23 protein-coding genes are annotated in these 24,095 nt (G+C 69.3%); 11 read left to right on the plus strand and 12 right to left on the minus strand.

The features are described 5' to 3' along the window. Positions 1-939 precede the first annotated feature (939 nt). Entirely contained in the window at positions 940-1,500 is a 561-nt protein-coding gene (locus ACZ63D_RS17170; protein ID WP_465355268.1) for an NADPH-dependent FMN reductase, read from the minus strand. A 94-nt stretch (positions 1,501-1,594) separates the two neighbouring features. On the opposite strand from ACZ63D_RS17170, the gene soxR reads away from it, so the two are divergent. Next, on the plus strand, positions 1,595-2,062 hold the full coding sequence (gene soxR, locus ACZ63D_RS17175; RefSeq protein WP_465355269.1) for a redox-sensitive transcriptional activator SoxR: 468 nt from the start codon (positions 1,595-1,597) through the stop codon (positions 2,060-2,062). A 725-nt stretch (positions 2,063-2,787) separates the two neighbouring features. Here soxR and ACZ63D_RS17180 read toward each other — a convergent pair. Continuing rightward, a complete protein-coding gene (locus ACZ63D_RS17180; RefSeq protein ID WP_465355270.1) occupies positions 2,788-3,294 on the minus strand; it encodes a mycothiol transferase in 507 nt (168 codons plus the stop codon). A gap of 249 nt (positions 3,295-3,543) precedes the next feature. Between ACZ63D_RS17180 and ACZ63D_RS17185 the strand changes: the two genes are divergently transcribed. Further along, a complete protein-coding gene (locus ACZ63D_RS17185; protein ID WP_465355271.1) occupies positions 3,544-3,693 on the plus strand; it encodes a hypothetical protein in 150 nt (49 codons plus the stop codon). Positions 3,694-3,760: 67 nt separating this feature from the next. Here ACZ63D_RS17185 and ACZ63D_RS17190 read toward each other — a convergent pair whose 3' ends face one another. Next, on the minus strand, positions 3,761-4,195 hold the full coding sequence (locus ACZ63D_RS17190) for a DUF6314 family protein (RefSeq protein ID WP_465355272.1): 435 nt from the start codon (positions 4,193-4,195) through the stop codon (positions 3,761-3,763). 242 nt (positions 4,196-4,437) lie between these two features. Here ACZ63D_RS17190 and recQ point away from each other — a divergent pair, with 242 nt between their 5' ends. Further along, positions 4,438-6,282 (plus strand): DNA helicase RecQ, encoded by a 1,845-nt coding sequence (gene recQ, locus ACZ63D_RS17195; RefSeq protein ID WP_465355273.1) that lies wholly within the window; start codon positions 4,438-4,440, stop codon positions 6,280-6,282. A gap of 818 nt (positions 6,283-7,100) precedes the next feature. Then, positions 7,101-8,411 (plus strand): serine hydrolase domain-containing protein, encoded by a 1,311-nt coding sequence (locus tag ACZ63D_RS17200; RefSeq protein WP_465355274.1) that lies wholly within the window; start codon positions 7,101-7,103, stop codon positions 8,409-8,411. A gap of 32 nt (positions 8,412-8,443) precedes the next feature. Here the strand turns inward: ACZ63D_RS17200 and ACZ63D_RS17205 are convergent, their stop codons facing one another. After that, positions 8,444-8,647: an antitoxin gene (locus tag ACZ63D_RS17205; RefSeq protein ID WP_465355275.1), complete on the minus strand. Its 204-nt coding sequence runs from the start codon at positions 8,645-8,647 to the stop codon at positions 8,444-8,446. A 116-nt stretch (positions 8,648-8,763) separates the two neighbouring features. On the opposite strand from ACZ63D_RS17205, the gene add reads away from it, so the two are divergent. Next, a complete protein-coding gene (gene add, locus ACZ63D_RS17210; protein ID WP_465355276.1) occupies positions 8,764-9,747 on the plus strand; it encodes an adenosine deaminase in 984 nt (327 codons plus the stop codon). Here add and ACZ63D_RS17215 read toward each other — a convergent pair. From ACZ63D_RS17215 to ACZ63D_RS17225, 3 genes are all read right to left on the minus strand, one after another. Beyond that, positions 9,725-11,098, minus strand: a complete 1,374-nt coding sequence (locus ACZ63D_RS17215) for a vWA domain-containing protein (protein WP_465355277.1) — start codon at positions 11,096-11,098, stop codon at positions 9,725-9,727. The two genes, add and ACZ63D_RS17215, sit on opposite strands and share 23 nt — an antisense overlap. After that, on the minus strand, positions 11,095-11,976 hold the full coding sequence (locus tag ACZ63D_RS17220; protein ID WP_465355278.1) for an AAA family ATPase: 882 nt from the start codon (positions 11,974-11,976) through the stop codon (positions 11,095-11,097). The genes ACZ63D_RS17215 and ACZ63D_RS17220 overlap by 4 nt, the downstream gene beginning before the upstream one ends. A 91-nt stretch (positions 11,977-12,067) precedes the next feature. Further along, positions 12,068-12,580, minus strand: a complete 513-nt coding sequence (locus ACZ63D_RS17225; protein ID WP_465355279.1) for a hypothetical protein — start codon at positions 12,578-12,580, stop codon at positions 12,068-12,070. A gap of 135 nt (positions 12,581-12,715) precedes the next feature. On the opposite strand from ACZ63D_RS17225, the gene mgrA reads away from it, so the two are divergent. Continuing rightward, a complete protein-coding gene (gene mgrA, locus ACZ63D_RS17230) occupies positions 12,716-13,744 on the plus strand; it encodes an L-glyceraldehyde 3-phosphate reductase (protein ID WP_465355280.1) in 1,029 nt (342 codons plus the stop codon). Positions 13,745-13,766: 22 nt separating this feature from the next. Here mgrA and ACZ63D_RS17235 read toward each other — a convergent pair whose 3' ends face one another. Together ACZ63D_RS17235 and ACZ63D_RS17240 are read right to left on the minus strand one after the other, a co-directional pair. Beyond that, the gene (locus ACZ63D_RS17235; protein WP_465355281.1) at positions 13,767-14,324 is read right to left on the minus strand and encodes an NUDIX domain-containing protein; all 558 of its coding nucleotides are present in this window, start codon (positions 14,322-14,324) and stop codon (positions 13,767-13,769) included. 5 nt (positions 14,325-14,329) lie between these two features. After that, entirely contained in the window at positions 14,330-14,854 is a 525-nt protein-coding gene (locus ACZ63D_RS17240) for a PadR family transcriptional regulator (RefSeq protein ID WP_465355282.1), read from the minus strand. 85 nt (positions 14,855-14,939) lie between these two features. Here ACZ63D_RS17240 and ACZ63D_RS17245 point away from each other — a divergent pair, with 85 nt between their 5' ends. The 5 genes from ACZ63D_RS17245 (at position 14,940) to ACZ63D_RS17265 (ending at position 21,583) form a co-directional block, all read left to right on the plus strand. After that, the gene (locus tag ACZ63D_RS17245; protein ID WP_465355283.1) at positions 14,940-15,500 is read left to right on the plus strand and encodes a hypothetical protein; all 561 of its coding nucleotides are present in this window, start codon (positions 14,940-14,942) and stop codon (positions 15,498-15,500) included. 4 nt (positions 15,501-15,504) lie between these two features. Further along, positions 15,505-16,806 (plus strand): carotenoid oxygenase family protein, encoded by a 1,302-nt coding sequence (locus ACZ63D_RS17250; protein ID WP_465355284.1) that lies wholly within the window; start codon positions 15,505-15,507, stop codon positions 16,804-16,806. A gap of 227 nt (positions 16,807-17,033) precedes the next feature. After that, positions 17,034-18,191, plus strand: a complete 1,158-nt coding sequence (locus ACZ63D_RS17255) for an ROK family transcriptional regulator (protein WP_465355569.1) — start codon at positions 17,034-17,036, stop codon at positions 18,189-18,191. Between the two features lie 294 nt (positions 18,192-18,485). Further along, entirely contained in the window at positions 18,486-19,217 is a 732-nt protein-coding gene (locus ACZ63D_RS17260) for an HAD family hydrolase (protein ID WP_465355285.1), read from the plus strand. Further along, positions 19,214-21,583 (plus strand): glycoside hydrolase family 65 protein, encoded by a 2,370-nt coding sequence (locus ACZ63D_RS17265; RefSeq protein WP_465355286.1) that lies wholly within the window; start codon positions 19,214-19,216, stop codon positions 21,581-21,583. The genes ACZ63D_RS17260 and ACZ63D_RS17265 overlap by 4 nt, the downstream gene beginning before the upstream one ends. Before the next feature lie 100 nt (positions 21,584-21,683). Here ACZ63D_RS17265 and ACZ63D_RS17270 read toward each other — a convergent pair whose 3' ends face one another. The 3 genes from ACZ63D_RS17270 to ACZ63D_RS17280 form a co-directional block, all read right to left on the minus strand. After that, positions 21,684-21,887 (minus strand): hypothetical protein, encoded by a 204-nt coding sequence (locus ACZ63D_RS17270; RefSeq protein WP_465355287.1) that lies wholly within the window; start codon positions 21,885-21,887, stop codon positions 21,684-21,686. 41 nt (positions 21,888-21,928) lie between these two features. Beyond that, a complete protein-coding gene (locus ACZ63D_RS17275) occupies positions 21,929-22,891 on the minus strand; it encodes a Ppx/GppA phosphatase family protein (protein WP_465355288.1) in 963 nt (320 codons plus the stop codon). Between the two features lie 159 nt (positions 22,892-23,050). Next, complete coding sequence (locus tag ACZ63D_RS17280; RefSeq protein ID WP_465355289.1) at positions 23,051-24,091, minus strand: LLM class F420-dependent oxidoreductase; 1,041 nt, start codon at positions 24,089-24,091, stop codon at positions 23,051-23,053. Positions 24,092-24,095: the final 4 nt, after the last annotated feature.

The raw sequence follows: 24,095 nt of genomic DNA on the forward strand, positions 1-24,095 counted from the left end.
AGAGGGCAAGTTGGGATGGTTTTTGGAAGGGCGGGCAGGTGGGGGGGTGGGCGGTTTGGTGGGGTGTGGTGGGGTTTTTCGGGGGGAAGTCCTTTCTTTCCCCCCCCTCCCCCGCTTCGTGGGGGGATGTTGCCCCGGGGTTGCTGCTTTGGTCGGTAGTTGCTGCACCGGATTCTGTCCGCCTCGCTTTCCCATCTGGTACGGGGAACGCGCCGGGCTTCACCTGGATTCTGGGAAATCACGCCGGTGGAGCCACGGCACAGGACACTTGCGCAGCCGGACTCTCACAAGGCCCCGCCGCATCGCTTGCCGAGCCGATGCCGGGATCGCGCCGATCTTCACCGCTCAACCCGGGAATCATCCCGGTCGACCCACGGTGCTGGACACTCACCAGCCGAACCAAGCCAGTCGGCCACGCTTTGCCCGACTGTGCCGATTCCCCAGCCCATGCCGGGACCGCGCCGGGCCTCACCACGGAATCACCCGGCCCAGGCACGGCAAGGGCACCCGCGCAAGCAGCTGGCACCGCGCCGGTCAGGCCACACTCTCACGCACCCCAGCCGCATCGCTCGCCGAGCCGATGCCGGGGTCGGCCGGGCTGCACCGCATGCCCCGGAATCATCCCGGTCAACCCACGGTGCTGAGCACTCATGAGCCGAACCACGCCAGTCGGGCCACACTTTCGCCCGACCGTGCCGCTCCCCCAGCTCATGCCGGGATCGCGCCGGACAGCACCGCCTACCGAGGAATCACCCCGGTCCGAGCCACGGCACACGACATCCGCGCAATCAGCCGGACCACGCCGGTCTGTCCGCACTTTCCCCAGGCCCGGCAGCGCCACCTACAGCGCGGGACGCAAGGGCTACGGCCCGGGCGCACCGATCTACGCGGCAGAACACCGACATCCCACCGGGAACCCTTGGCATCACGATCGCCGGATTATGCAGGATAAGCCCGCACCGACCGCGCGTCCTGCAACGCGCGCGCCCACCATTCGAGCTGGTCGAGCAACGCCGTCGCCGCCGTCGCCGCGGCGGGGTCGACGGGTTCGCCGTTCTCCCCGAACCGGCCGTGCGCGCCGTGGAAGCTCACGGTTTCGCGGATGGTGACCGCGTGCAGTTCGGCGAAGACCGGGCGGAGGTGCTCGACCGCGCGCAGGCCGCCGGAAATCCCGCCGTAGGACACGAAACCGACCGGTTTCGCGTGCCATTCGCCGTGGAACCAGTCGAGGACGTTCTTGAGCGCGGCCGGGTAGCTGTGGTTGTACTCCGGCGTGACCACGACGAACGCGTCCGCCGCTTCGAGCCGGGCGGCGACGGGCGCGGCTCCCTCGCCGTTCATGGCGAGCGGCAGCGAGATCTCGGCGACGTCGAGGACGTCGACCTCGAACCCGCCATGCAGATCGGCCTGGCCGGCGAACCAGCGCACGACCGTGGGGGCGAACCGCCCCTCCCTCGCGCTGCCGACGAGCACTGCGAGCCGGACGGGAGCTTCGGACACGGTGTTCTCCTTTTCCCGGGGCGGAACAGGTTTCCCGCCTCCGGAAGCGAGTCTCGAACTTCAAGCTCCCTTTAAGTCAAGCTATGCTGCGCGCATGACAAAAACGGAGCTGCCCGAACTGACCGTGGGCGAACTTTCCCGCCGCAGCGGCGTACCGGCGTCGGCCCTGCGGTTCTACGAGGACGAAAACCTGATCCGCAGCAGGCGCACCGCGGGCAACCAGCGCCGCTACCGCCGCGACGCCCTGCGGCGGGTCACGTTCATCCGCATGTCGCAGCGGGTGGGCATGCCGCTGGCGCAGATCCGCGCCGTGCTGGCCCTCCTCCCCGACGACCGCACCCCGACCCGCGCCGACTGGTCCCGCATCTCGTCCTGCTGGCGCACCGACCTGGACCAGCGCATCCGCCAGCTGGAACAACTCCGCGACCAGCTGAACGACTGCATCGGCTGCGGCTGCATGTCCCTGGCCAAATGCCGCCTGGCCAACCCAGGCGACCAACTGGGCCAAGACGGCCCCGGCCCGCGACGGCTGCCGGACCATCGAGGAGCCCGGTACGAGTGAGACCTCTCGGCAGTGGGGTTGCGCGCGGACGCAAGGCTTGCGCCACTGAGGCTCACGGCGCGGAGACGCTGACGCGCGGCGCAGAAACGCTGACGCGCGGAGCCGAGGACTCACAGCCCGAAGGCACCGACACGCGGCGCAAAGACACTGGCGTGCGGAGCCGAGGACTCACGGCGCGAAGGCGCCGACACGCCGCGCAGAAACGCTGACGCGCGGAGCCGAGGGCTCACCGCCCGAAGGCTCCGACGCGCGGCGCAAAGGCGCTGGCGTGCGATACCGAGGGCTCACAGCGCGAAGGCGCCGCCGCGCGGTGCTACGCGGCCGGGTGCCCGAGGAGAGCGGGTCTAATTCCGCCTCCCCTCTCGTGCCCCGTGTCCGCCAGTCACCGCCGGTTCGACCAGCGGTCGCAGCACCGCCCGATAATGGCTGGTAACCGGCGTGCGAGCGCCCCGGTCAGGTTCGCCCGCCGCCGAAACCCCGCCGCCGAAACCCCGCCGTCGAAACCCGGGCAGCCCACAACCCGCCGCCGCCCCAGCCGCTCCCCGTCGCGGCATCCACGGCGCGCGACCCGCGAAGCCGCCCCATTCCACCTGCCATCCACGGGCCGCGTTTCGTCCACCGGCCGCGCGCCGTCCACGGACTGCCTGCCGTCCACGGGCCGCTCGCCGCCACTGTCCGGGCGGGACCCAGTCACCCGCCCAGCGCGTCAGTCGCTCCAGCCCAGGTCAGCCCACCAGCAACCCCCTCACGTAGGCGGCCTGTCCGGCGTGTTGCAGGTCGTCGGACAGCACGCTGACCAGCCGGACTCCGAGGGTCACTGGCGGGTCCCAGCCTTTGTCGACGACGCGGTCCAGCTTCGCCGCGTCGAGGCCGGACACCCAGGACACTGTGTGCTCGTGCACGGCGTCGTAGTACCCGGTGAGCAAATCCGGCGACTGCGGGCGCACCTTGGCCACGTCGGCGCTGCGGTGTCCGTAGCCGATGTCGTCGGCGGGGAACGGCAGGTCGAATTTCTCGCGCCAGTCCTTTGCCGTCCAGAGCTGCTCGGTGTCCGCGACGTCCGCGATGTGGTCGTCTTGCACCCGCGCCAGATGCCAGATCAGCCAGCCGATCGAGTTGGCCTCCGGGCCAGGGCGCGCCGCCAGCTGTTCCGCGGTCAGGCCCTCGACTGCCTGGTGCACCACTTCCCGCACCCGGCCGAAGCCGTCCACGAGCAGATCGGCCACATTCATCCCGCGCTCCTTCTCCGTCGTCGTGCGCTTGCCTCGATCATGCCTCGAAGATCGCCTCCTGCCCAGCATCGTGACCCGAGCGGCGCGAAGGGTCCATTCGCACCGGCCGAACCGCCCCCGCAGGGCACATTTCACCGGCTACCAACGGTGACCGCGACTGTCCACTTCGGACCTGACGGTGTCGTCCGGTGTCGGGTAAACTCCGGCGCGCAAGCGATCCGCACGCCGACGACACGAACGGAGGGCTCCGTGGCGATCACCGCGCCCCGCGCCCTGCCCGGCTTCGACAACATCGCCGGGATCGCGATTCCCGCCTGGGCTGGGATGGTGATCACCGCCGCCTGCGCGGTTTCGGCGATCACGGTTCTGTTGGTGATCCTGCGCAACCGGCGCAAGTAGAGCGCTGCGATTACCGCCGGTTCCTCAGGGCGGCAGAGCGGAATCAGGCGTTAGACCGCAGCTGGAGTCACTTCTTCATCCGCGTGAACCGGCTGGTGATCACATGGTCCTTGGCTGGCCCGGTCACCACCCATTCCTGTTCCCACCGGCGGTCGTCGAGCACCCGGTACGCGCCTCGATACCAGTCGGCGGCGCACGGATGATCAGCTGTCCACTCCCCAGTCGCCAGGTCCAGGTCGTGGAAGAACCCGCCGTGGTCGAAATGCACGGCGGCGCGCGGGCCTCCGGCGGGCCGGTAGTGCAGGGTCCGCGTGAACGGTCCGCGATGCGCTCCCAGCTGCAACTCTCCCGACTCGCGATAGACCAGCACCCCGTCGTCCCAGGTGAACGCCGCGCGGCCGCTCGCCTTGCCCAGCGCCGCCCCGTCGACGTCGACGATTTCGCGCGCGAGCTGCCAATCCCCGGAAAAATACCCGGTCAGGTCATCGATCGGAAATGCCACGGATCCCATTGTGCGCCTCCGGACCACACCCGAAGGGCACTGGGACCGCTGTCTCGACACCGTCTGTCACGGGGGTGGCGTGAAGGGTCCCGCCATCCCGGCTGTCACCAGTCGCCATGCTGTTCACCCTGTGCGATCGAGTCCGCCGCAGCCCACGAAAACGGCCGGTGCGATGGGGACTCTCGCGCCGAACCCGGCGGGGCAGGCTCGCCCGGACAGCCCTCCGCCCTAGAATCGGCCGGGTGGCGCACCCCGATCTGGCCGAGCAGGCCACCCGTTCCCCCGCTCTCGAGACTCTGCAGCGCGTCTTCGGCTACGACGCGTTCCGCGGCGACCAGGCGGAGATCGTCGAGCACGTGATCTCCGGCGGCGACGCGCTGGTGCTCATGCCCACCGGCGGCGGGAAATCGCTGTGCTACCAGATCCCGTCGCTGGTGCGGCCGGGCGTCGGCGTGGTGATCTCGCCGCTCATCGCGCTGATGCAGGACCAGGTCGACGCGCTGCGCAACGTCGGCGTGCGCGCCGGATTCCTCAACTCCACCCAGGATTTCGCGCAGCGGCAGCAGGTGGAGGAGGCATTCGTCTCGGGCGAGCTGGACCTGCTTTACCTGGCACCCGAACGGTTGTCGGTCGAATCCACGGTGCGCCTGCTCGACCGCGGCAAAATCGCGCTGTTCGCGATCGACGAAGCGCACTGTGTCTCGCAGTGGGGCCACGATTTCCGGCCCGACTACCTGATGCTGTCGTCGCTGCACGAACGCTGGCCGGACGTGCCCCGGATCGCGCTCACCGCCACCGCGACCGAGGCCACGCACAAGGAAATCTCGCAGCGGCTCGGCCTGGACGACGCGAAGCATTTCGTCGCGAGCTTCGACCGGCCGAACATCCAGTACCGGATCGTGCCGAAGAACTCGCCGCAGAAGCAGCTGCTCGACCTCCTGCGCACCGAGCACCAGGGCGACGCCGGAATCGTCTACTGCCTGTCTCGCGCTTCGGTGGAGAAGACCGCGGAATTCCTGGTGCAGAACGGAATCCCGGCGCTGCCCTACCACGCCGGGCTCGACAAGGCGACGCGCGCGGCGAACCAGTCGAGGTTCCTGCGCGAGGACGGGCTCGTCGTGGTCGCCACGATCGCGTTCGGCATGGGCATCGACAAACCGGACGTCCGGTTTGTCGCGCACCTGGACCTGCCGAAGTCGGTGGAAGGCTATTACCAGGAAACCGGCCGCGCGGGCCGGGACGGGCAACCGTCCACCGCCTGGCTCGCGTACGGGCTGCAAGACGTGGTGCAGCAACGCAAAATGATCGACAATTCCGAAGGCGACGAGATGCACCGCCGCCTGCAGGGCCAGCACTTGAACGCCATGCTGGCGCTGTGCGAGACGGTCGAATGCCGGCGCACGCAAATCCTGGCGTACTTCGGGCAGTCCGGTCAGCCGTGCGGAAACTGTGACACCTGCTTGAACCCGCCGGAACGCTGGGACGGCACCATTCCCGCGCAAAAACTGCTGTCCACAGTGGTCCGGCTGCGCAACGAACGACGGCAGAAGTTCGGCGCCGGGCAGATCATCGACATCCTGCTGGGCAAGACGACCCCGAAGGTCACCCAGTTCCAGCACGACACGCTCAAGGTCTTCGGCATCGGCACCGAACTGCGCGAACCGGAATGGCGTGCGGTGGTGCGGCAACTGCTGGCCCGCAACCTGCTCGCGGTCGAAGGAGATTACGGCTCGCTGGTGCTGACCGAAGGTTCGGCGGCGGTCCTCAACGGCTCCCTGGAAGTGCAGCTGCGCCGCGAACCGGAACGTCCGGCGCGCGCCCCGCGCACGTCCCGCCGCCCGGCGGCTCCCCCGGTCGACATGCCCGCGGAAGCGGCACCGGTGTTCGAGCGCCTGCGCGCTTGGCGCGCCGCGACGGCGAAGGAACAGGGCGTCCCGGCGTACGTGATCTTCCACGACGCGACGCTGCGCCAGATCGCCACGCTCATGCCGACGACACTGGACGCGTTGGGCACGGTGAGCGGGGTGGGCGAGAGCAAGCTGGCCAAGTACGGGGAGGGCGTGCTGGCGACGCTGGCCGAGGAGTGACGTGGGGCGGAGCTGCTGCCACCAGCTCCGCGCTCGCGCAACGTCGGCTGGGCAGTCGGCTGTCGCCGGGCTGGGCCAGCAACACTGACTCGCGCCTGCCAACCTGGCCTGGGAAACCGGCCAACGCTAGGCCGAACCACCGCACCGACCCGCGCCCACCAACCCCACCAGCCAAACCGACCGCCAGGCTGGGCCAGCAAGGCTGACCCAGCGCCCGCAAACATGGCCCGGGAAACCGGCCAACCCCAGGCCGAACCACCAACACCCACCCGCGCCCGCCAACGCCACCCGACAAACCGGCCGCCGCCGAGCTGAATCACCAACACTGACCCGCGCCGCCAACCTGGCGTGGGAAAACCGGCCAACGCCAAGCCGAGCCACCAACACCCACCCACGTCCAGCAACCCACCCGCGAAACCGGCCGCCGCCGGGCTGGACCACCAATACCGACCCGCACCCGCCAACCTGGCCTGGGAAACCGGCCAACGCCAAGCCGAGCCACCAACACCCACCCGCACCCGCCAACCCACCCGCGGAACCGGCCGCCGCAGGGCTGGACCACCAATACCGACCCGCACCCGCCAACCTGGCCTGGGAAACCGGCCAACGCCAGGCCGAACCACCGACACCCACCCGCGCCCGCCAACCCCACCAGGCAAACCGGCCGCCAGACTGGGCCAGCAACACCCAACCCCACAACCCCAACCCCGCCCGCGAAACCAGCCCCGGAGAGCACTTTTCGGCACTCCGGTTGGCTAGCTCTGCGCAACGAGGCACAACCCGCCCGCACCAAGCCCCCGGGGCAGTAGGTTGCGGGGATGATGTGGGGTCTGCGCGAGCTCATCGCGGAGCACGACGTGCCGGGCGCGCAGGTCGCAGTGCTGGCCGACGGGGAAATCCGGGACGAGGCCGCCGGCGTGCTCAGCCTCCGCACCCGCATCGAGGCCACGACCGACTCGGTGTTCAAGATCGGGTCGATTACCAAGATCTGGACGGCCACGCTGATCCAGCAGTTGGTGAACGACGGCTTGCTCGACCTCGACCGTCCCGTCCGCGCCTACCTGCCCGGTTTCCGGCTGCGCGATCCGGCAGCCACGGAATCCCTGACCGCCCGCCATCTGCTCACCCACACGGGCGGCATCGACGGCAATCACTTCGTCGACACCGGGCGCAACGACGACGCGATCGAGAAATTCGTCGCCAGCCTCGCCGACGCCCCTCATCCGTTTCCGCCGGGCGGCGTTTTCTCCTACTCCAACAGCGGATACGCGTTGCTCGGCAGGCTGGTGGAAGTCTTGCGCGACAGGACCTTCCACGAAGCGCTCCGGGAGCGTCTGGCCGCTCCGCTGGGCCTTTCCACCGTCGCCGTGGACACCTACGAAGCGATCCTGCACCGCGCCGCGGTCGGTCACGTCGAGACCGAAGGAAAACTCGAGCCGACAACCAGCTGGGCAGTCCGCTACTTCTCCGCACCCAGTGGTTCGCATCTCGCGATGAGCGCCCGCGACCTGCTGGAATTCGTCCGCCTGCACCTCGCCGACCCGACGCTCGCGGGACTGCGCGAACCGCAGCTGGAATCCGTCCCGGACTTCGGTGGCGGTGTCCTCGGCTGGGGACTGGGCTGGATGCTGTACCGGGACGGCGTCGTCGGCCACACCGGCGTCTCCAAGGGCCAGAAGGCCTTCTTGCGCGTCGTTCCCTCAGCAGGGGTGGCGATGGCCGTGCTGACCAACAGCGCGGGAGCCGAGCCCTTGGCCCACGAGCTTTTCAGCACGGTGCTCCGGGACCTCGCCGGCGTCGAGACGGCACCACCGCCCGTGCCGCCCGCGAACCCCGCTCCCCTCGACGCGCACCGGATGTGCGGCACCTACCGCACCACCTTGTACGACCTCGCCCTGACCGTCGACCACGGCCGGGCGTTCCTCACCCACCACCCGCGCCAAGAGACCGCCGGGGCGCGGTACGGCAAGCCCGCGCAGCGCGTCGAGGTCGTCCGCCTCAACGACCACGCGATCATCACCGCCGAACCGAAGCTCAACAGCCACCAGGTCCTTTCCCTAGTCGACTCCGACGAGCACGGCCGCGCGCGCTTCCTGCACAACGGAGCCGCCGCGTACCGGGTCGCCTGACGGCCCCGGCGACCCGGCGACAGGTCTGGCCTTTACTCAGCCGTCCGAGGACGGGTCGTGTCCGAAACCTTCCGCACCGCCCCGGCGATCTGCGAGTGGTAGCGCCCACTCGTCTTCTCGTCGACGAAGCGCGCCGCCTTGCCCACGGCCTCGTTGACCTTCTCCGGGTTCTTCCGCACATACGACACCGCACCCGCGGCACCGGCCAGCACAGTGAGTTTCTTCAGCAAAGCCATCGCGCGTCCCTTCCCCTGCGGAAATCTCCGTCACCTACCCCAACGCCGCCCGACCGCCGCGGGTTCCCGGCGAAATCCGGATGACAGAAGATCGTGCGCCAGGCATCATCCGACGCGTGCGCGATCTTTCCGCCCTTCCCAAGGTGCACCTCCATGTCCACCTCGAGAGCACAATCCGTCCCGGCACGCTCAAGGAGCTGGCCGCCGGCCACGGAATCGAACTGCCGGACAAACCAGCCGCGTTCGACGGGTTTCGGGCGTTCGCCGATCGCAACAGTCTCACCCGGTCGTGTTTGCGCGAGGCCGAAGACTTCGAACGGATCGCGCGCGAGTTCTGCGCGGACGAAGCCGCCCAAGGGACTCGGTACGTCGAGGTCACGTTCACCGCTGCCTCGCACGGGGAACGGCTCGGGGATCTTGAACTGCCGCTGAACGCCGTCCTCAAAGGACTGTCGGAAGGCGGGAAAGAGCATGGGCTGCACTGGAGGCTGATCCTCGACCACTCACGGCGACGCTCGGTCGAACGGGCCGGGAAGACGCTGGAGCTGGCCAAGCAGCACGAAGAAGTCATCGCGATCGGGATGGCTGGCGAAGAAAAGCACTCGCTCGCCCCGTTCGAGGACGTGTTCGTCCGGGCACGGGAGGCGGGGTTGCATCTCGTTCACCACGCCGGCGAGGACGCCGGACCGGACAGCATCCGCGAGGCGATCGAAATCGGCGGTGCGGAGCGCATCGGCCACGGGATCCGTATCGCGGAGGACCCGGAACTGACCGAACAGGTCGCGAAAAGCGGGATCGCGCTCGAGGTGTGTCCTTCGTCGAACGTCACGCTCGGGTTGGTTCCGACGCTCGCCGAGCACCCGCTTCCCCGGTTGATCGAGGCGGGGCTCAAAGTCACGCTGAACACGGATGTCCCGGACGTCACCGGCACCACGATCACCGACGAGTTCACCCGTGCGCGTGAGGTTTTCGGTTACGACGACCCGACGTTGGCTCAGCTGGCTCGCAACGCGGTGGACGCGTCGTTCGCACCCGAAGAGACCAAAGCGTTGCTGCACAAGGAGATCGACGGCTGGCTCAGGTCGGCAGAAGGCGCGTGACCAGCACGCCCAGCTGCTGCGCGTTCCGGCATTCGTGCATTTCCACCAGTTCCGCGTAGTCCGGCGCGGCCGAATCGCCCGTCCCCCACAGGGCGCGGCGTTCGGGATTCAGCCAGTGGACGTGCCGGGCGCGGGAGCGGATCGCGCGGACGGCGTCGAGATTCGGGTCGCCGCCGTTCGTCCGGGCGTCGCCCAGGATGAGGACCGACGTTCGCGGGCCGACCGCGTCCAGCCAGTGCGAGGTGAACTGTCCCAGCGCGCGGCCGTAATCGCTGTGGCCGTCCCAGCGGACTACCGCGGCTTCGCTGAGCATTCGGGCGCCCAGCTGTTCGGGATCGGCGGCGCCGGTGTCCACCAGGTGCGTCACCTCGTCGGTGCTGTCGACGAAACCGAACACGCGGATTTTGCTGAACTGGTCCCGCAATGCTTGCACCAGCAGCATGGTGAAGTTCGCGAAACCCGCTACCGAACCGGAAAGATCGCACAGCAGGATGATTTCCGGGCGGCCGGGGCGGCGGTGCCGGTAGGCTGGCCGCAAGGGCACGCCGCCGGTGGAAAGTGAACGACGCAGCGTTCGGCGCAGGTCGATCTGACCGCGAGTGGTGCGTTTGCGGCGCGCGGCGAGCCTGGTGGCGAGTTTGCGGGAGAGCGGCTGGATGGTGCGCCGCAGCTCGGCCAATTGCGTGCGGCTGGCGAGAAGGAAGTCGACGCGGTCGGCGGCGGGTGCGATCGCGTGCTTGGCGATTCGTTCCCGGCCGCGGAGTTCGGCGGCCCGGCGGCGCGCTTCGGTACGCACGCGCCCGCGGAAACCCTCGACGCGGCGGCGGATTTCGTCGCGGGTGAGCCGGTCGGTGAACTCGTCCGGGGCGCCGGAGGCGCGCATCGCGGCGAGCACCTGGGCGATGAGCGTCTGCGGTTGCAGCCGGTCCAGCGTTTGGTGCGCGGAGTACCCGCCGCCTGGGCCGGTTCCCACGCCGTACTGGCCGAGCAGGTCCACGGCGAGTCCGGCGAGCTGGTCCAACGCCTGGTCGTCGCCTTCGGCCAGAGCGGCGGCGAGCGCTTCCCGCAGTTCCTCCCGGTCCCGCGGCGGGTTCTCGCGCGCCAGCTCCGGCGCGCCGACGCCGGCCGGGAAGTACAGGTCGAACGCGGCGTCGAACACCGTCCGCTGCCCGCCCCGGCGGACCAGCGCGGCGGCGAGCCCTTCGCGGACCAGTTCGCGGTCGTCCAGGCCGAGCACTTCGAGCGCGGCCGCAGCGTCGGCCGTCTCGCCGGGACCGGCCGGGATGCCTTGCGCCCGCAAGGCCCGCACGAACTCGGCGAGCCGTCCGGTCAGGCCCGGCGCGGCGGTCATGACGCGTCCAGCACCCGGTCGAGATTCAGCCCGGCCCCGGCCTTAGCGATGTCGTCCTGATGTTTCAGCACGACACCGAGGCTTTCGCGCACCACCCGCTCGTCGAGCGCGCCCGCGCCCAGCTCCAGCAGCGTGCGCGCCCAGTCGACGGTCTCCGCCACCGACGGCAGTTTCCGCAGGTCCATCGCCCGCAGCGCGGCGATCACGCGCACCACCGAATTCGCCAGCGCGGCCTCGATGCCGGGCACCTTCAACCGGACGATCTCGCGTTCGAGATCCTCGTCCGGGAAATCGATGTGCAGGAACAGGCACCGCCGCCGCAGCGCCTCGGACAGCTCGCGCGTCGCGTTCGACGTGAGCACCACGAACGGCTGCCGCGTCGCGGTGATCGTGCCGAGTTCGGGCACAGTCACCTGGAAATCGCCGAGCACCTCCAGCAGCAGGCCCTCGATCTCGACGTCGGCCTTGTCCGTTTCGTCGATCAGCAGCACGGTCGGCTCGGTGCCGGAAATCGCGGTGAGCAGCGGTCGGCGGAGCAGGAACTCCTCGCCGAAGATGTCGGTGCGCGCCTCGTCCCACGTCTCGTCGCGGCCCGCGGTGATCCGCAGCAGTTGCTTCGCGTGATTCCACTCGTACAGCGCGCGGGCCTCGTCGATGCCCTCGTAGCACTGCAACCGCACCAGCCGCGAGCCGGTGACCTCGGCGACCGCCGTCGCCAGCGCGGTCTTGCCGACCCCGGCCGGGCCTTCGACCAGCAGCGGCTTCCCCAGCCGGTCGGCGAGGAACACCGTGGTCGCGACCGCGGTCGACGCGAGGTACCCGGCCTCGGCCAGCTGCGCCGACACGTCGTCGACGGACGAGAAAAACCCGGTGCCCACGGTGCCTCCTAAGCGATCGCTCACCTGCACTGTACTGGCCAGTCGCCGCCTCAGCCAGAAAGCGGGCACCGCGCCGGGCTCGGGGCCGTATTCACGGCAAATGCGCAGCGACCTGGTCGACCAAGCGTTTCGCGACCGCGCAGGACCCTTCGTTGCCCACGGAGCGATCGAGATACCAGACCTGCACCGCCGCGTCAGTGCCGGGAATCAGGATCTGATACCGGCATCCGCCGCCGCCTTTCGTGGTGTCCTTCCGGATTTCGGGCCCGCTCTTGGAACTCGGCTCGCTGTGCCCGCTCCAGTCCTCCGCCTCGGCGAGGTCCAGAGTCGCGGCCAGATTGCCGCCGGTGAGCTTGCCGCGCGGCGGGTTCCACTCGGTGCGGCAGCCGCCCACGCCTCCCGTCGTCACGGCCGGGGTGGATTCCGTCAGCTTGTACTCGCTTCGCTGCGGGTCGATCGGCGTGCCCCGCGCGGCAGTTGCCAGCAACTCGCAGGCGTTCGTCTTCGCGAACGTCTCCGCCGGACCGGCGCCGCTGCATCCCGCAGAGACGACGGCCGTCAGCCCGAGCCCGAGTGCGAGCCATTGCCATCGAACCTTCGCCACACGTCCTCGCTGTCAGGTCACGCACCGCCGGGGCACCGTCTTGGTCCGCACAGTACAGAGGGAATTTAGCGGCCGAACCGGATCTTGACCCCCGCGCACAGGGCTCGGCGCGGCATCGCGGGCTAGCATCGCGGCGTGACTTACGCTGCCGCTGATGCCCGTTACGACTCGATGCCCTACCGCCGCTGCGGGCGCAGCGGCCTGAAACTGCCCGCGATCTCGCTCGGGCTGTGGCACAACTTCGGGAACGACCGCCCGCTCACGCTCCAGCGCGAGATCGTCCAGCGCGCGTTCGACCTGGGCATCACGCACTTCGACCTGGCCAACAACTACGGCCCGCCGTACGGCAGCGCCGAGGAGAACTTCGGCCGGATGCTGGCGAGCGACTTGAAGCCGTACCGCGACGAGCTGATCATTTCGACCAAGGCCGGCTACGACATGTGGCCCGGGCCGTACGGCGAGTGGGGTTCGCGGAAGTACCTGCTGGCCAGTCTCGACCAGTCGCTGGCGCGGATGAGGCTGGACTACGTCGACATCTTCTACTCGCACCGCTTCGATCCGGAGACTCCGCTGGAAGAGACCGTCGGCGCGCTCGACCGGGCGGTCCGGTCGGGCAAGGCGCTGTACGTCGGGATCTCGTCCTACAACTCCGCGCGGACCGCGGAAGCCGCGCAATTGCTGCGCGAACTGGGCACGCCGCTGCTGATCCACCAGCCGTCGTACTCGATGTTCAATCGCTGGACCGAGGCGGACGATCTGCTCGGCACGCTGGAGCAGGCGGGAGCCGGGTGCATCGCGTTTTCGCCGCTGGCGCAAGGGTTGCTGACGAACAAGTACCTGTCCGGCGTGCCCTCGGATTCCCGTGCGGCGCAAGGGAAGTCGCTGAACCCGGACACGATCACCGAAGAGAAGCTGGGCAAGATCCGGGCGCTGGGCGAGATCGCGCAGCGGCGGGGGCAGACGTTGGCGCAGCTGGCGCTGGCGTGGGCGTTGCGGGATCCGCGGATGACGTCGCTGGTGATCGGGGCCAGCAGCGTGAAGCAGCTGGAGGACAACGTGGCCGCGCTGGACAACCTGTCGTTCACCGAAGAGGAACTGGCGGAGATCGACCAGTACGCCACCGAGGAAGACATCAACATCTGGAAGCGGTCCTCGGACGGGTGAAAACCGGCGTTCGGCCGGAGGACTACCCGAGCCTCCGGCCGAACTCGCCGTAGACCGTCTCGCCCGTCTGCAACGCTTGGCAGGCCAGCGCAATCCGTCGCGCTTTGAAGGGCCGCAAGAGAGACCGCGCGGCCTCGAGTTCGAGGAACTCGAACCGGCTCAGCTCGTCCGAGGCCAGGCGGATGGCGCCGATCTGTTCGCGGCTCAGCACGCCGCCGTCGAAGACGAACTGCAGGCTGTCGCGCCAAACGCCGTGGGCGGGCAGCCAATCGACGACCAGCAGGCGTCCTCCCGCGACGTCGATGCCGAGTTCTTCGCGGACCTCCCGGCGGCACGCGGCCAGCGGCGACTCGCCCTCTTCGACCAGACCGCCCGGAATCTCCAGGAAGGGCTTGTAGGTCGGGCAGACGAACAGAACCCGGTCGCGGTCGTCGCGGGCGAGGATTCCCGCGGCTGCGTTCTTGCGCGGAAACCGGGCGGCGATGCCGGGATTGAACTCGGCCTCCGGCTCGCCCTCGTCCCGGAGGTCTCGCGCGAAAACCACGTCGTCGCCGCAGTGGCGGGCTTGGTCGCCGGTCACGATCGTCACCCGCGGTGGGCGCGGATGGTTTCCGCCGCCCACTCCGCCCAGTCCCGTTCCATCGCCGCGTAGCGCTTGCCCCATTCCAAGGCGAGACGGCCGTAGAGCGACGGATCGCTGTCGTCCCAGTCCACTGACGCGTCGATCGCCTCCAGTTCCTCGCCCAGCCCCTTGGCGAAAGCACCGTGCCGGGCCAGGAATCCCCGGGCTTCCTCCGGCGTGACCTCGCCCAGGAAGTACACCCGCAGCAGCATCTCGTTCCGCCGCGCCGCCGGCGGTTTGTCCTCCAGTAGCCATTTGCGCAGCTCCGCGCGCCCGGCGTCGGTGATCGCGTACTCCTTGCGCCCGCGCGGCCCCGCCGCGGAGACCTCGATCAGGTCCGCCCCCTCCAGCTTGCCCAGTTCCCCGTACAGCTGGCTCTGCGTGGCCGTCCAGACGCTCGACATCGCCGTTTCGAAGCGTTTCAGCAGGTCGTAGCCGCTTCCGGGGGCTGTCGCCAGCAGCCCTAGCACCGCGTGTCGCAAAGTCATGCACCCCAGCCTACCTTCCACTATTGACATGTCCAATCCGCACGTTCTAGCGTTGACATGTCACTACAGGAACGTGAGGGGCCCGATGAACTACCTGAAGAGTTTCCTTCCCTGGATCGCCTTCGCGATCGTGTCCACCCAGGCCGACTGGCGCTGGTCCGGCCTCACCGGACTCGTCCTCGCGGGCGGTCTGCTCCTGCTCGAACGCCGGCAGGGCAAGGGCTGGGACACGCTGGTCATCGAGGTCTCCGCGGTCGCTTTCTTCGCGGTGCTTTCGATCTGGTCCTTCAGCGACCCGGCCTCGCCGCTGCGGGACTACGTCGGCGCGCTGACCGATCTCTGGCTGGCCGTGACCGCCTGGGGTTCGATCGCGGCGAAACGGCCGTTCACGCTGGGGATCGCGAAAACCATGGTCCCGCCGGAAATCGCCGCGACCGCGGTTTTTCGCCGGGTCAACGTCGTCATCACCGCCGTTTGGGCGGCCAGTTTCACCGTCGCGGGCATTGCCGAAGCCGTGCTGCTGCATTACGCGCCGCACAACACGATCGCGCTGGTCGTCATCAAGGTGCTCGGCTTCGCGATTCCGATCTCGTTCACCATTCGCTACCCGCGCATCGTCCGGGCCCGTGCCCAGAAAGCCGCGTGACTTCATGGCCACCACCGATTTCCACCTCAAGGGCCATTACGCACCGGTCCATGACGAACTCACCGCCTACGACCTGCCCGTCACCGGTGCGCTGCCGCCGGAGCTCACTGGCTGGTACCTGCGCAACGGGCCGAACCCGCGCCAGGACAGCGCGCATTGGTTCACCGGCGACGGAATGGTGCACGGCGTGCGGCTCGAAAACGGGCGCGCGGCTTGGTACCGGAATCGCTGGGTGCGCACCGAAAGCTTCGACCTCCCGAATCCGGCGCTGTACAACGCCGACGGAACCCGAAATCTCCGGTCGAGCGTCGCGAACACCCATGTCGTCAATCACGCGGGACGCACGCTCGCGCTCGTGGAATCCTCGCTGCCCTACGAAATCACCACGGATCTCGACACCGTCGGCGTCTACGATTTCGACGGCAAGCTCGCCGATTCGATGACCGCGCATCCCAAGATCTGCCCGGAAACCGGCGAACTGCATTTCTTCGGCTACGGCAGCATCACCGCCCCGCACGTGAGCTACTACCGCGCCGACGCCGCCGGGGAACTCGTGCTGCGGCAGCCGATCGACGTGCCGGGGCTGACGATGATGCACGACTTCGCGCTCACCCGTCGGCACGTGGTGTTCTTCGATCTGCCGGTGGTGTTCGACCACGGAACCGACGGCATGCCGTTCCGCTGGAGCGACACGTACGGCGCGCGCCTCGGCCTGCTCAGCCGCGACCGCCCACAAGACGGCGTGCGCTGGTTCGAGATCGACCCGTGCTACGTCTTCCACACCCTCAACGCACACGACACCGCCGACGGCCGGATCGTGGTGCATGTCGTGCGGTACGAGCAGTTGTACCGGCCGGGCGTCCCAGACCCGGAAGGCGCCCTGTGGAAGTGGACGATCGATCCGCACACGGGCACGGTCAGCGAAGACCTGCTCGACGACCGCGACGGCGAATTCCCCCGCATCGACGACCGGCTCGCCGGGCTCGACGCCCGCTTCGGGCACGTCACCGGCAGGCACGGCCCCGAAGGCCCGCTCGTCCTCCGCCGCTACGACCTGCACACGAACGCCGCGCGCGAGCATCTGTTCCCGGAAGGACACATCCCGGGCGAGGCGGTGTTCGTCCCGGCGGACGACCGTCCGGACGGCGCGGGCTGGCTGCTCGCCTACGTCTACGACGGACCGAACGACCGCAGCGACCTGGTGGTGCTCGACGCGCAGGACCTCGAAGCGGATCCGGTCGCGACAGTCCATCTGCCGGGCCGCGTGCCCGCGGGCTTCCACGGCAATTGGCTGCCCGACGCCTGATCCGTCAACCAGCGCACGGCGAACTCTGCGTGCCGTCCCGGGGTTTCGCCGCCCGAGCCCGTATCGTCGGGTCGAGACGTACGCCTGCCCTCCCGCACCGGAAGAAAAGAAACTTTCCTGCCAAAGCGGGGCGAATCCGGTTACCGTGGCAGGACGGAAGTCCGAACGGGAAGGAAACTCAGCAGGTGGCAGGGTCGGGTACACCTCCGGTCGGCACCCCGGCCGGGATGCGCATGATCAACCAGCGGGCGGTGCTCGACCTGCTGCGCCGCGGCGGGCCAGCGACGCGGCCGCAGGTGGCGAAGGACACCGGGCTGTCGAAGCCGACGGTGAGCCAGGCGCTGCTGGCGCTGGAGGCCGCCGGGCTCGCCCGCGCGACCGGGCACACGTCCACCGGCACCGGCCGTTCGGCGGTGCTCTACGAGGCGGACCCGACCGCGGGCTACGTGCTGGGCCTCGACATCGGCCGCGAGCACATCCGGGTCGCGGTCGCCGACCTGGGCCGCACCACAGTCGCCCGGCGCGACGTGCGCAACACGGCCCGCTCCGGCAGCGCACTGATCTCCGCACTGGGCAAACTGGCAGCCGACATCGTGGCCGAGGCGGGCCTCACGAACGACGACATCGTGGTCCGCGTACTGGGCTCCCCCGGCGTCGCCGACCCGGTCAAACGCTGCTTCCGGCACGCCCCGAACCTGCCCGGCTGGGGCCGCCCCGGCCTGCTCGACGACCTCGAACAGGTGCTCGGACCGGACCTGCTGGTGGAAAACGACGCGAACCTCACCGCGGTCGGCGAGTGGGAAAGCGGCGCCGCGCGCGGAGCGTCGGTAGTCGGCTGCATCACCATCGGCACCGGCGTCGGCATGGGCCTGATGGTCGACGGCCGAGTCTTCCGAGGAGCCACCGGCGCAGCAGGCGAAATCGGCTACCTGCCCTACGGCCGCACGCACGTCACGGACGAACCGAGCGAACCGCCCGCCCGCGGACACCTGGAAGAAGCCACCGCCGCCCAGTCAGTAGTCCGCGGCGCACGCGAACTAGGCCTGGGCACAGCCCGATCCGCCCGCGAAGTCTTCCGCCTAGCCCGCGAAGGCGACGAACTGGCCCAACGCGCGGTGTCGGCGGAGGCAGACCGGCTCGCCTACACAGTCGCTTCAGTAGCCGCAGTAATCGACCCCGAACTCATCGTCCTGGGCGGCGGCGTAGGAACGGCAGCAGACCTCCTGCTGGAACCGATCGACCGAGCCCTCCGCGCCTTCACCCCGCTGACCACCACAGTGGTCCAAGGCGAACTAGGCGACGACGGCGTCCTCACCGGCGCGATCAGCGTAGGCCTGCGCGCCGCGGAACGCCTGGTCTTCGACCGCCGCGTAGGCGCCGCCTGACGTTCCGTGAGGGGAACCCTCACGACCAGCCCCAGCCCCAGCGCAAACCGCAGCCAGCGCACCCAACCATCGAGGCGCCCAGCCCCTCCCCCGCACCCCGATACGAAGCCTCCCTGCGGTCAGTGGGTGGTTGTCAAGGCATCTTTCCCGCCTTGACAACCACCCACTGACCGTCAGCACAATCACGCTTCGGGGTGCCCCACGCCACTCACCAAAGCAATGTCGCCCCCAGGGCGACGAGCCGACCCCCGCCAACACCCCGCAAACCCCACCCAGGACAGGTACGTTGCAGGAATGATCGGACTGCCCGACACCATCACCGCCTGCCTCTTCGACCTCGACGGCGTACTGACCGGAACGGCCGTGCTCCACCGCGAGGCGTGGAAACGGACGTTCGACGAATACCTGCGCACCAAGGACGCCGCGAACTTCCAGGAATTCACCGACGCCGACTACGCGACCTACGTAGACGGCCGCCCCCGAGCCGACGGCGTCCGGGAATTCCTTCGCTCCCGCGGAATCGACCTCCCCGAAGGCACCCCAGACGACCCCGTCGACGCCCCGACCGTCAACGGCATCGGCAACCGCAAAAACCAACTCGTCCTGAAAATCATCGACGAACGCGGCGTAAACCCCTACCCCGGCTCCGTCCGCTACCTCGAAGCCGCCAAAAAGGCCGGACTCAGGATCGCCGTGGTGACCTCCTCCGCGAACGGAGCCAAAGTCCTCGACGCGGCCGACCTTTCCCGCTTCGTGGAAGCCCGCGTGGACGGCCTGGTCATCCGCCGCGACCACCTGAAAGGCAAGCCAGCGCCCGATTCTTTCCTGGCCGGGGCCAAGGCGCTCGGCGTGGATCCGAAGCAGGCGGCGGTGTTCGAGGACGCACAATCCGGCGTCCAGGCGGGCAAAGCCGGCGGTTTCGGGTACGTGGTAGGCGTGAACCGGGAAAACCAGGCCGACGCATTGCGCGCGCACGGCGCCGACGTCGTGGTGGACGACCTCGCCGACCTGCTGGAGGACAAGTGACGGAACTCGGGTACGAATGCGCGCCGTGGGAGCTGCGCTGGCGCGGCCTCGACGTGGATGCGTTGCAGCGCACCGAATCCGCCTTCGCGGTGTCGAACGGACACATCGGACTGCGCGGCACGCTGGAGGAAGGCGAGCCGCGCGGGCTGCCCGGCACGTATCTCAACGGTTTCTACGAACAGCACGAACTCCCTTACGCCGAGGGCGGTTACGGCTATCCGGAGGAAGGCCAGACCGTCGTCAACGTGACCGACGGCAAGATCATCCGGCTGCTGGTCGAGGACGAGCCGCTGGACATGCGCTACGGCATCGCGACCGCGCACGACCGCGTGCTCGATTTTCGCCGCGGGACGCTGCGGCGGGTGACCGAATGGTCCTCCCCCACCGGCAGACGGGTGCGGGTGACCACTGAACGGCTGGTGTCCTTCACCCAGCGCGCGGTGGCCGCGATCCGGTACGAGGTCGAACCGCTCGACGAGGACCTGCAGCTGGTCGTGCAGTCCGATCTGCTGGCCAACGAGCCGGTCGAGTCGGACACGCACGATCCGCGGGTGGCCGCCGCGCTCGACGCGCCGCTGGTCGGCGAGTTCTGTCACGCCGCGGGCTATCAGGCGGTGCTGGTGCACCAGACCCGGATGTCCGGGCTGCGGGTCGCCGCCGCGATGGACCACAAAATCGAGGTGGACGACGGCCTGCGCACCCGCATCCACGCCGAAGAGGACCTGGCCCGGCTCACCGCCGCGGTCGACGTGCCCAAGGGCGGACGCCTGCGGGTCACCAAGTTCCTCGCCTACGGCTGGTCCGCGCAGCGGTCCGCGCCGGCGCTGCGCGCGCAGGTCGAGGCCGCGCTCGCCGGTGCCCGGCAGACCGGCTGGAAAGGCCTGGCCGCCGAGCAACGCCAGTTCCTCGACGATTTCTGGGCCACGTCGGACATTGAGATCGACGGCGACCCGGAGCTGCAGCAAGCCGTCCGGTTCGCGCTCTTCCACCTGCTGCAGGCCGGGGCTCGCGGGGAAACCCGTGCCATCGCAGGGAAAGGCCTCACCGGACCGGGGTATGACGGGCACGCCTTCTGGGACACCGAGACGTTCGTGCTGCCGGTGCTGACGTACACGATGCCGGACGCGGCCCGCGACGCCCTCGGCTGGCGACACTCCACAATAGACAAAGCGAAGGAACGCGCGACCCAGCTCGGCTTGCGCGGCGCGGCTTTCCCGTGGCGGTCCATCAACGGTGCGGAATGTTCCGCGTACTGGCCGGCCGGCACCGCGGCCTTCCACGTCAGCGCGGACATCGCCGACGCTGTCGTGCGCTACGTGAACGCCACCCAGGACACGCACTTCGAGCGCACTTGCGGCGCGGAACTGCTGCTGGAAACCGCGCGGCTGTGGGCGTCTCTCGGGCATTTCGACCACCACGGGCACTTCCGCATCGACGGCGTGACCGGGCCCGACGAGTACTCCGCGGTGGCGGACAACAACGTCTACACGAACCTGATGGCGCGCAAGAACTTGCTCGCCGCGGCGGACGTGTGCCAGCGGCATCCGGACGTCGCCGAACAGTTCGGAGTGGACACTCCCGAGATCGATTCCTGGCTCGCCGCGGCGGAGGCGATGGCGCTGCCGTACGACCAGGAACTCGGCGTGCACCCGCAGTCGGAAGGGTTCCTGCAGCACGACGAGTGGGATTTCGCCGCCACCGACGAGGATTTCTACCCGCTGCTGCTGAACTACCCGTACTTCGACCTCTACCGCAAGCAGGTCGTCAAACAGGCCGATCTCGTGCTGGCCCTGCATCTGTGCGGGGATTCGTTCAGCCCGGAGGAAAAAGCCCGCGACTTCGCCTACTACGAAGCCCGCACAGTCCGCGATTCCTCGCTGTCCGCGGGCACGCAGGCCGTGATCGCGGCCGAGGTCGGGCATCTGCAACTGGCCTACGACTACCTCGCCGAAGCCGCGCTGACCGACTTGCACGACGTGCACAACAACGTCCGCAACGGCCTGCACATGGCGTCCCTGGCCGGTGCCTGGCAGGCCGCTGTGGCTGGATTCGGCGGCCTGCGCGATTACGGCGGCCAGCTGTCGTTCGCGCCGCGGCTGGCGGAGGAACTCGGCGGCCTCACCTTCCGCCTCGCCTTCCGGGAGACGCGCTTCCAGGTGTCGATCCGGCACGACGCGGCGACGTATCGCGTGCTCGACGGGCCGCCGCTGGACCTGATCCACCACGGCGAGCGGTTCACCGTCGGCGACGAGCCGGTGGAGCTGCCGATCCCGAAACTGGACCCAGGCCCCGCGCCGGTCCAGCCGATCGGCCGGGCCCCGGCGCGCCGGGACGCGGCGAAGGTGCGGCAGTTCGACCGGAGCTGACTCGGGAGTGGCACCGCGGTGCCAGCCACTCACGCCGTCTCGCCCGGACACGCACTTCCGTCGTGAGCGGCCGATGCCAGTTCTCCCCGGCGTCGGCCGCTTACGACGGCGTTTCGTCCGTGCCCGGCACCCGCGGCACCTCGTCCGTCCGCGACGGGCTCAGGTCCGGGCCGGGCGCGTTGGCCACCTCGCCGGGCAGCTCGTCCGGGTCGGGCAGCTCGCGTTTCCGGCGCGCGGGGAACGGGGATTCCTCGTCGTCGTCCTCGGACCGGTCACGGGGATGGAACTCGCTGCGCGGGGTCATGGTTCCGGGATACCCGGTTTACCGCGCCCGCACCAGGGAGTTCACGCGGCCGGACGCGAGCGCTGCTTCCCGGTCGCGTCGGTGAGCTGATCCAGCAGCGTCAGCAGCAGCCCGTCGCGCGTCGACCACGGGCAGATCGTCATTCTCCCGCCCGCGACGGTCAGCAGGGCTTCCGCCACCACGGCGCCGCCGAGCGCCTGCTGGGCCCGCTGCCGCGAAATCCCCGGCAGCTGCGCCCGCCGCGCGAACGGCATCGCCGACAGCCGCGGGATCCACGCGCGCACGTCGTCCAGGTGCAGTTCGCGAGCCTTCCCCGGCCGGTCGCCCGCCAGCCGGGCCAGCTGCCGCAGCACCTTCGAGCAGCCGACGACCCGGTGTTCGGCCAGTTCGGCTTTCACGTCGCCCAAGGCGGCGGCGACTTCCTCCAGCACATGGTCACGCAGCGCACTCACTTGCTTGCTGCGCACCGGCGGTTCGGCGGGCAGCCAATCGCGCGTGACCGACCGGGCGCCCAGCGGCAGCGAACGCGCGAAAGTAGCTTGCTCGCCTGCCCCGGCGGACAGCTCGACCGTGCCGCCGCCGATGTCGAGCGCCAGCAACGGACCGCCGGCCGCGCCGTACCAGCGGCGCGCGCCGACGTAGGTCAGCTCCGCCTCCCGGCGGCCGGACAGGAAACGCAGTTCTACACCGGTTTCGCGCGCTACCGCACGCACCGCCTCGCGAGCGTTGACCGCGTCCCGGATCGACGACGTGGCCAGCGGAAACACGTCCTCGACGCCATGGTCGCGAGCGAATTCCATGCCCTGGGCCACGGCCTTCGCGATCGCCGCGATGCCGCACTTGCTGAGCCGTCCCTCATCGTCGAGCTCGCGGTCGAGCCGCAGCCGGGTCTGGTGCGTCAGAGCCGGGTCGATCGGGGATCCGCCGGGTTCGAGCACGACGAGCCGGGCGCTGAACGATCCCACGTCCAGCACCGCAGCAGCGGGTCCTTCGATTCTGCGCACAGCCCGGCCTACCTCGCTTTCGCCCCGCCCGGATTCCCCGTTGAACCCGTTCTTACTCCCGAATTCGCGTCCCGCGCGGGGAGTTGACGGTATTTCGACGGCGGCATCGACCTGAAGTGCGGTTTTTTCACACTCTCAGTAGTCCGCATCATAGCGGACCTAGCCGAGCAGCTCCTTCAGTTTGGCGACGGCGGCCACCCGAGCTTCGCGTCCGGGCTGCAGCGGGTTGACCGCCAGGGTCGTCGCCCCGGCCTCCTTGAACGCCGCCAGCCGCTCCTTCACATACCCCGCCGGACCGACCAGCGACGTGGCGCGCAGCAGCTCGGTCGGGACCGCCGCGGCGGCCTCTTCCTTCTTGCCGTCGAGGTAGAGGTCCTGGATCTTCTTGGCCTCGGCCTCGTAGCCGTAGTTGCAGGCCAGCGTGTTGTAGAAGTTCTTGCCGCGCGCGCCCATCCCGCCGATGTACAGCGCGAAGACCGGGCGCACCCAGTCGAGCAGGCCCTCGACGTCGTCGCCGATGGCCAGCGGCGGCGCGGCGAACACGTCCAGCTCGCCCAGCTCCGGGTCGCGCTTGGCCTTGCCCTCGGCCAGCGACGCGCCCCAGACGTCGGCGGCCTTCTCCGGGTGGAAGAAGATCGGCTGCCAGCCCTCGGCCACCTCGGCGGCGAGCGCGACGTTCTTCGGCCCGAGCGCGGCGAGCACGACCGGGATCCGCTCGCGCACCGGGTGGTTGATCAGCTTGAGCGGTTTGCCGAGGCCGGTGCCCTGGTCGGCGGGCAGCGGGATCGTGTAGTGCTTGCCGTCGTGCACGACGCGCTCGCGCTTCCACACCTGGCGGCAGATCTCGATGATCTCGCGGGTGCGGCCGATCGGCGCGTCGTACTTCACGCCGTGGAAACCCTCGATGACCTGCGGCCCGGACGCGCCGAGACCGAGGGTGAACCGGCCGTCGGACACGAAGTCCAGCCCGGCCGCGGTCATCGCGGTGAGGCTCGGGGTGCGGGTGTAGATCTGGAAAATCCCCGACATCAGCCCGACCCGCTCGGTCTTCGCGGCGAGGAAGCCGAGCTGGCTCACCGCGTCGAAGCTGTAGGCCTCGGGGACGAACACGATGTCGAGCCCGACCCGTTCCAGCTCCACGATGTCCGCGACGCTTTCGGCGAACCCGCCCGAGTAGCTGACGCCGGTGCCGATCCTCATCGAT

The sequence above is a fragment of the Amycolatopsis sp. NPDC104775 genome, assembly GCF_055583325.1.

What these genes read in the sequence shown, in the direction of transcription:
- soxR (WP_465355269.1), top strand. Translation starts at nt 1,595, where the DNA reads ATGACAAAAACGGAGCTGCCCGAACTGACCGTGGGCGAACTTTCCCGC.
- ACZ63D_RS17180 (WP_465355270.1), bottom strand. Translation starts at nt 3,294, where the DNA reads ATGAATGTGGCCGATCTGCTCGTGGACGGCTTCGGCCGGGTGCGGGAA.
- ACZ63D_RS17200 (WP_465355274.1), top strand. Translation starts at nt 7,101, where the DNA reads ATGATGTGGGGTCTGCGCGAGCTCATCGCGGAGCACGACGTGCCGGGC.
- ACZ63D_RS17205 (WP_465355275.1), bottom strand. Translation starts at nt 8,647, where the DNA reads ATGGCTTTGCTGAAGAAACTCACTGTGCTGGCCGGTGCCGCGGGTGCG.
- ACZ63D_RS17215 (WP_465355277.1), bottom strand. Translation starts at nt 11,098, where the DNA reads ATGACCGCCGCGCCGGGCCTGACCGGACGGCTCGCCGAGTTCGTGCGG.
- ACZ63D_RS17240 (WP_465355282.1), bottom strand. Translation starts at nt 14,854, where the DNA reads ATGACTTTGCGACACGCGGTGCTAGGGCTGCTGGCGACAGCCCCCGGA.
- ACZ63D_RS17245 (WP_465355283.1), top strand. Translation starts at nt 14,940, where the DNA reads ATGAACTACCTGAAGAGTTTCCTTCCCTGGATCGCCTTCGCGATCGTG.
- ACZ63D_RS17250 (WP_465355284.1), top strand. Translation starts at nt 15,505, where the DNA reads ATGGCCACCACCGATTTCCACCTCAAGGGCCATTACGCACCGGTCCAT.
- ACZ63D_RS17255 (WP_465355569.1), top strand. Translation starts at nt 17,034, where the DNA reads ATGCGCATGATCAACCAGCGGGCGGTGCTCGACCTGCTGCGCCGCGGC.
- ACZ63D_RS17260 (WP_465355285.1), top strand. Translation starts at nt 18,486, where the DNA reads ATGATCGGACTGCCCGACACCATCACCGCCTGCCTCTTCGACCTCGAC.
- ACZ63D_RS17270 (WP_465355287.1), bottom strand. Translation starts at nt 21,887, where the DNA reads ATGACCCCGCGCAGCGAGTTCCATCCCCGTGACCGGTCCGAGGACGAC.
- ACZ63D_RS17280 (WP_465355289.1), bottom strand. Translation starts at nt 24,091, where the DNA reads ATGAGGATCGGCACCGGCGTCAGCTACTCGGGCGGGTTCGCCGAAAGC.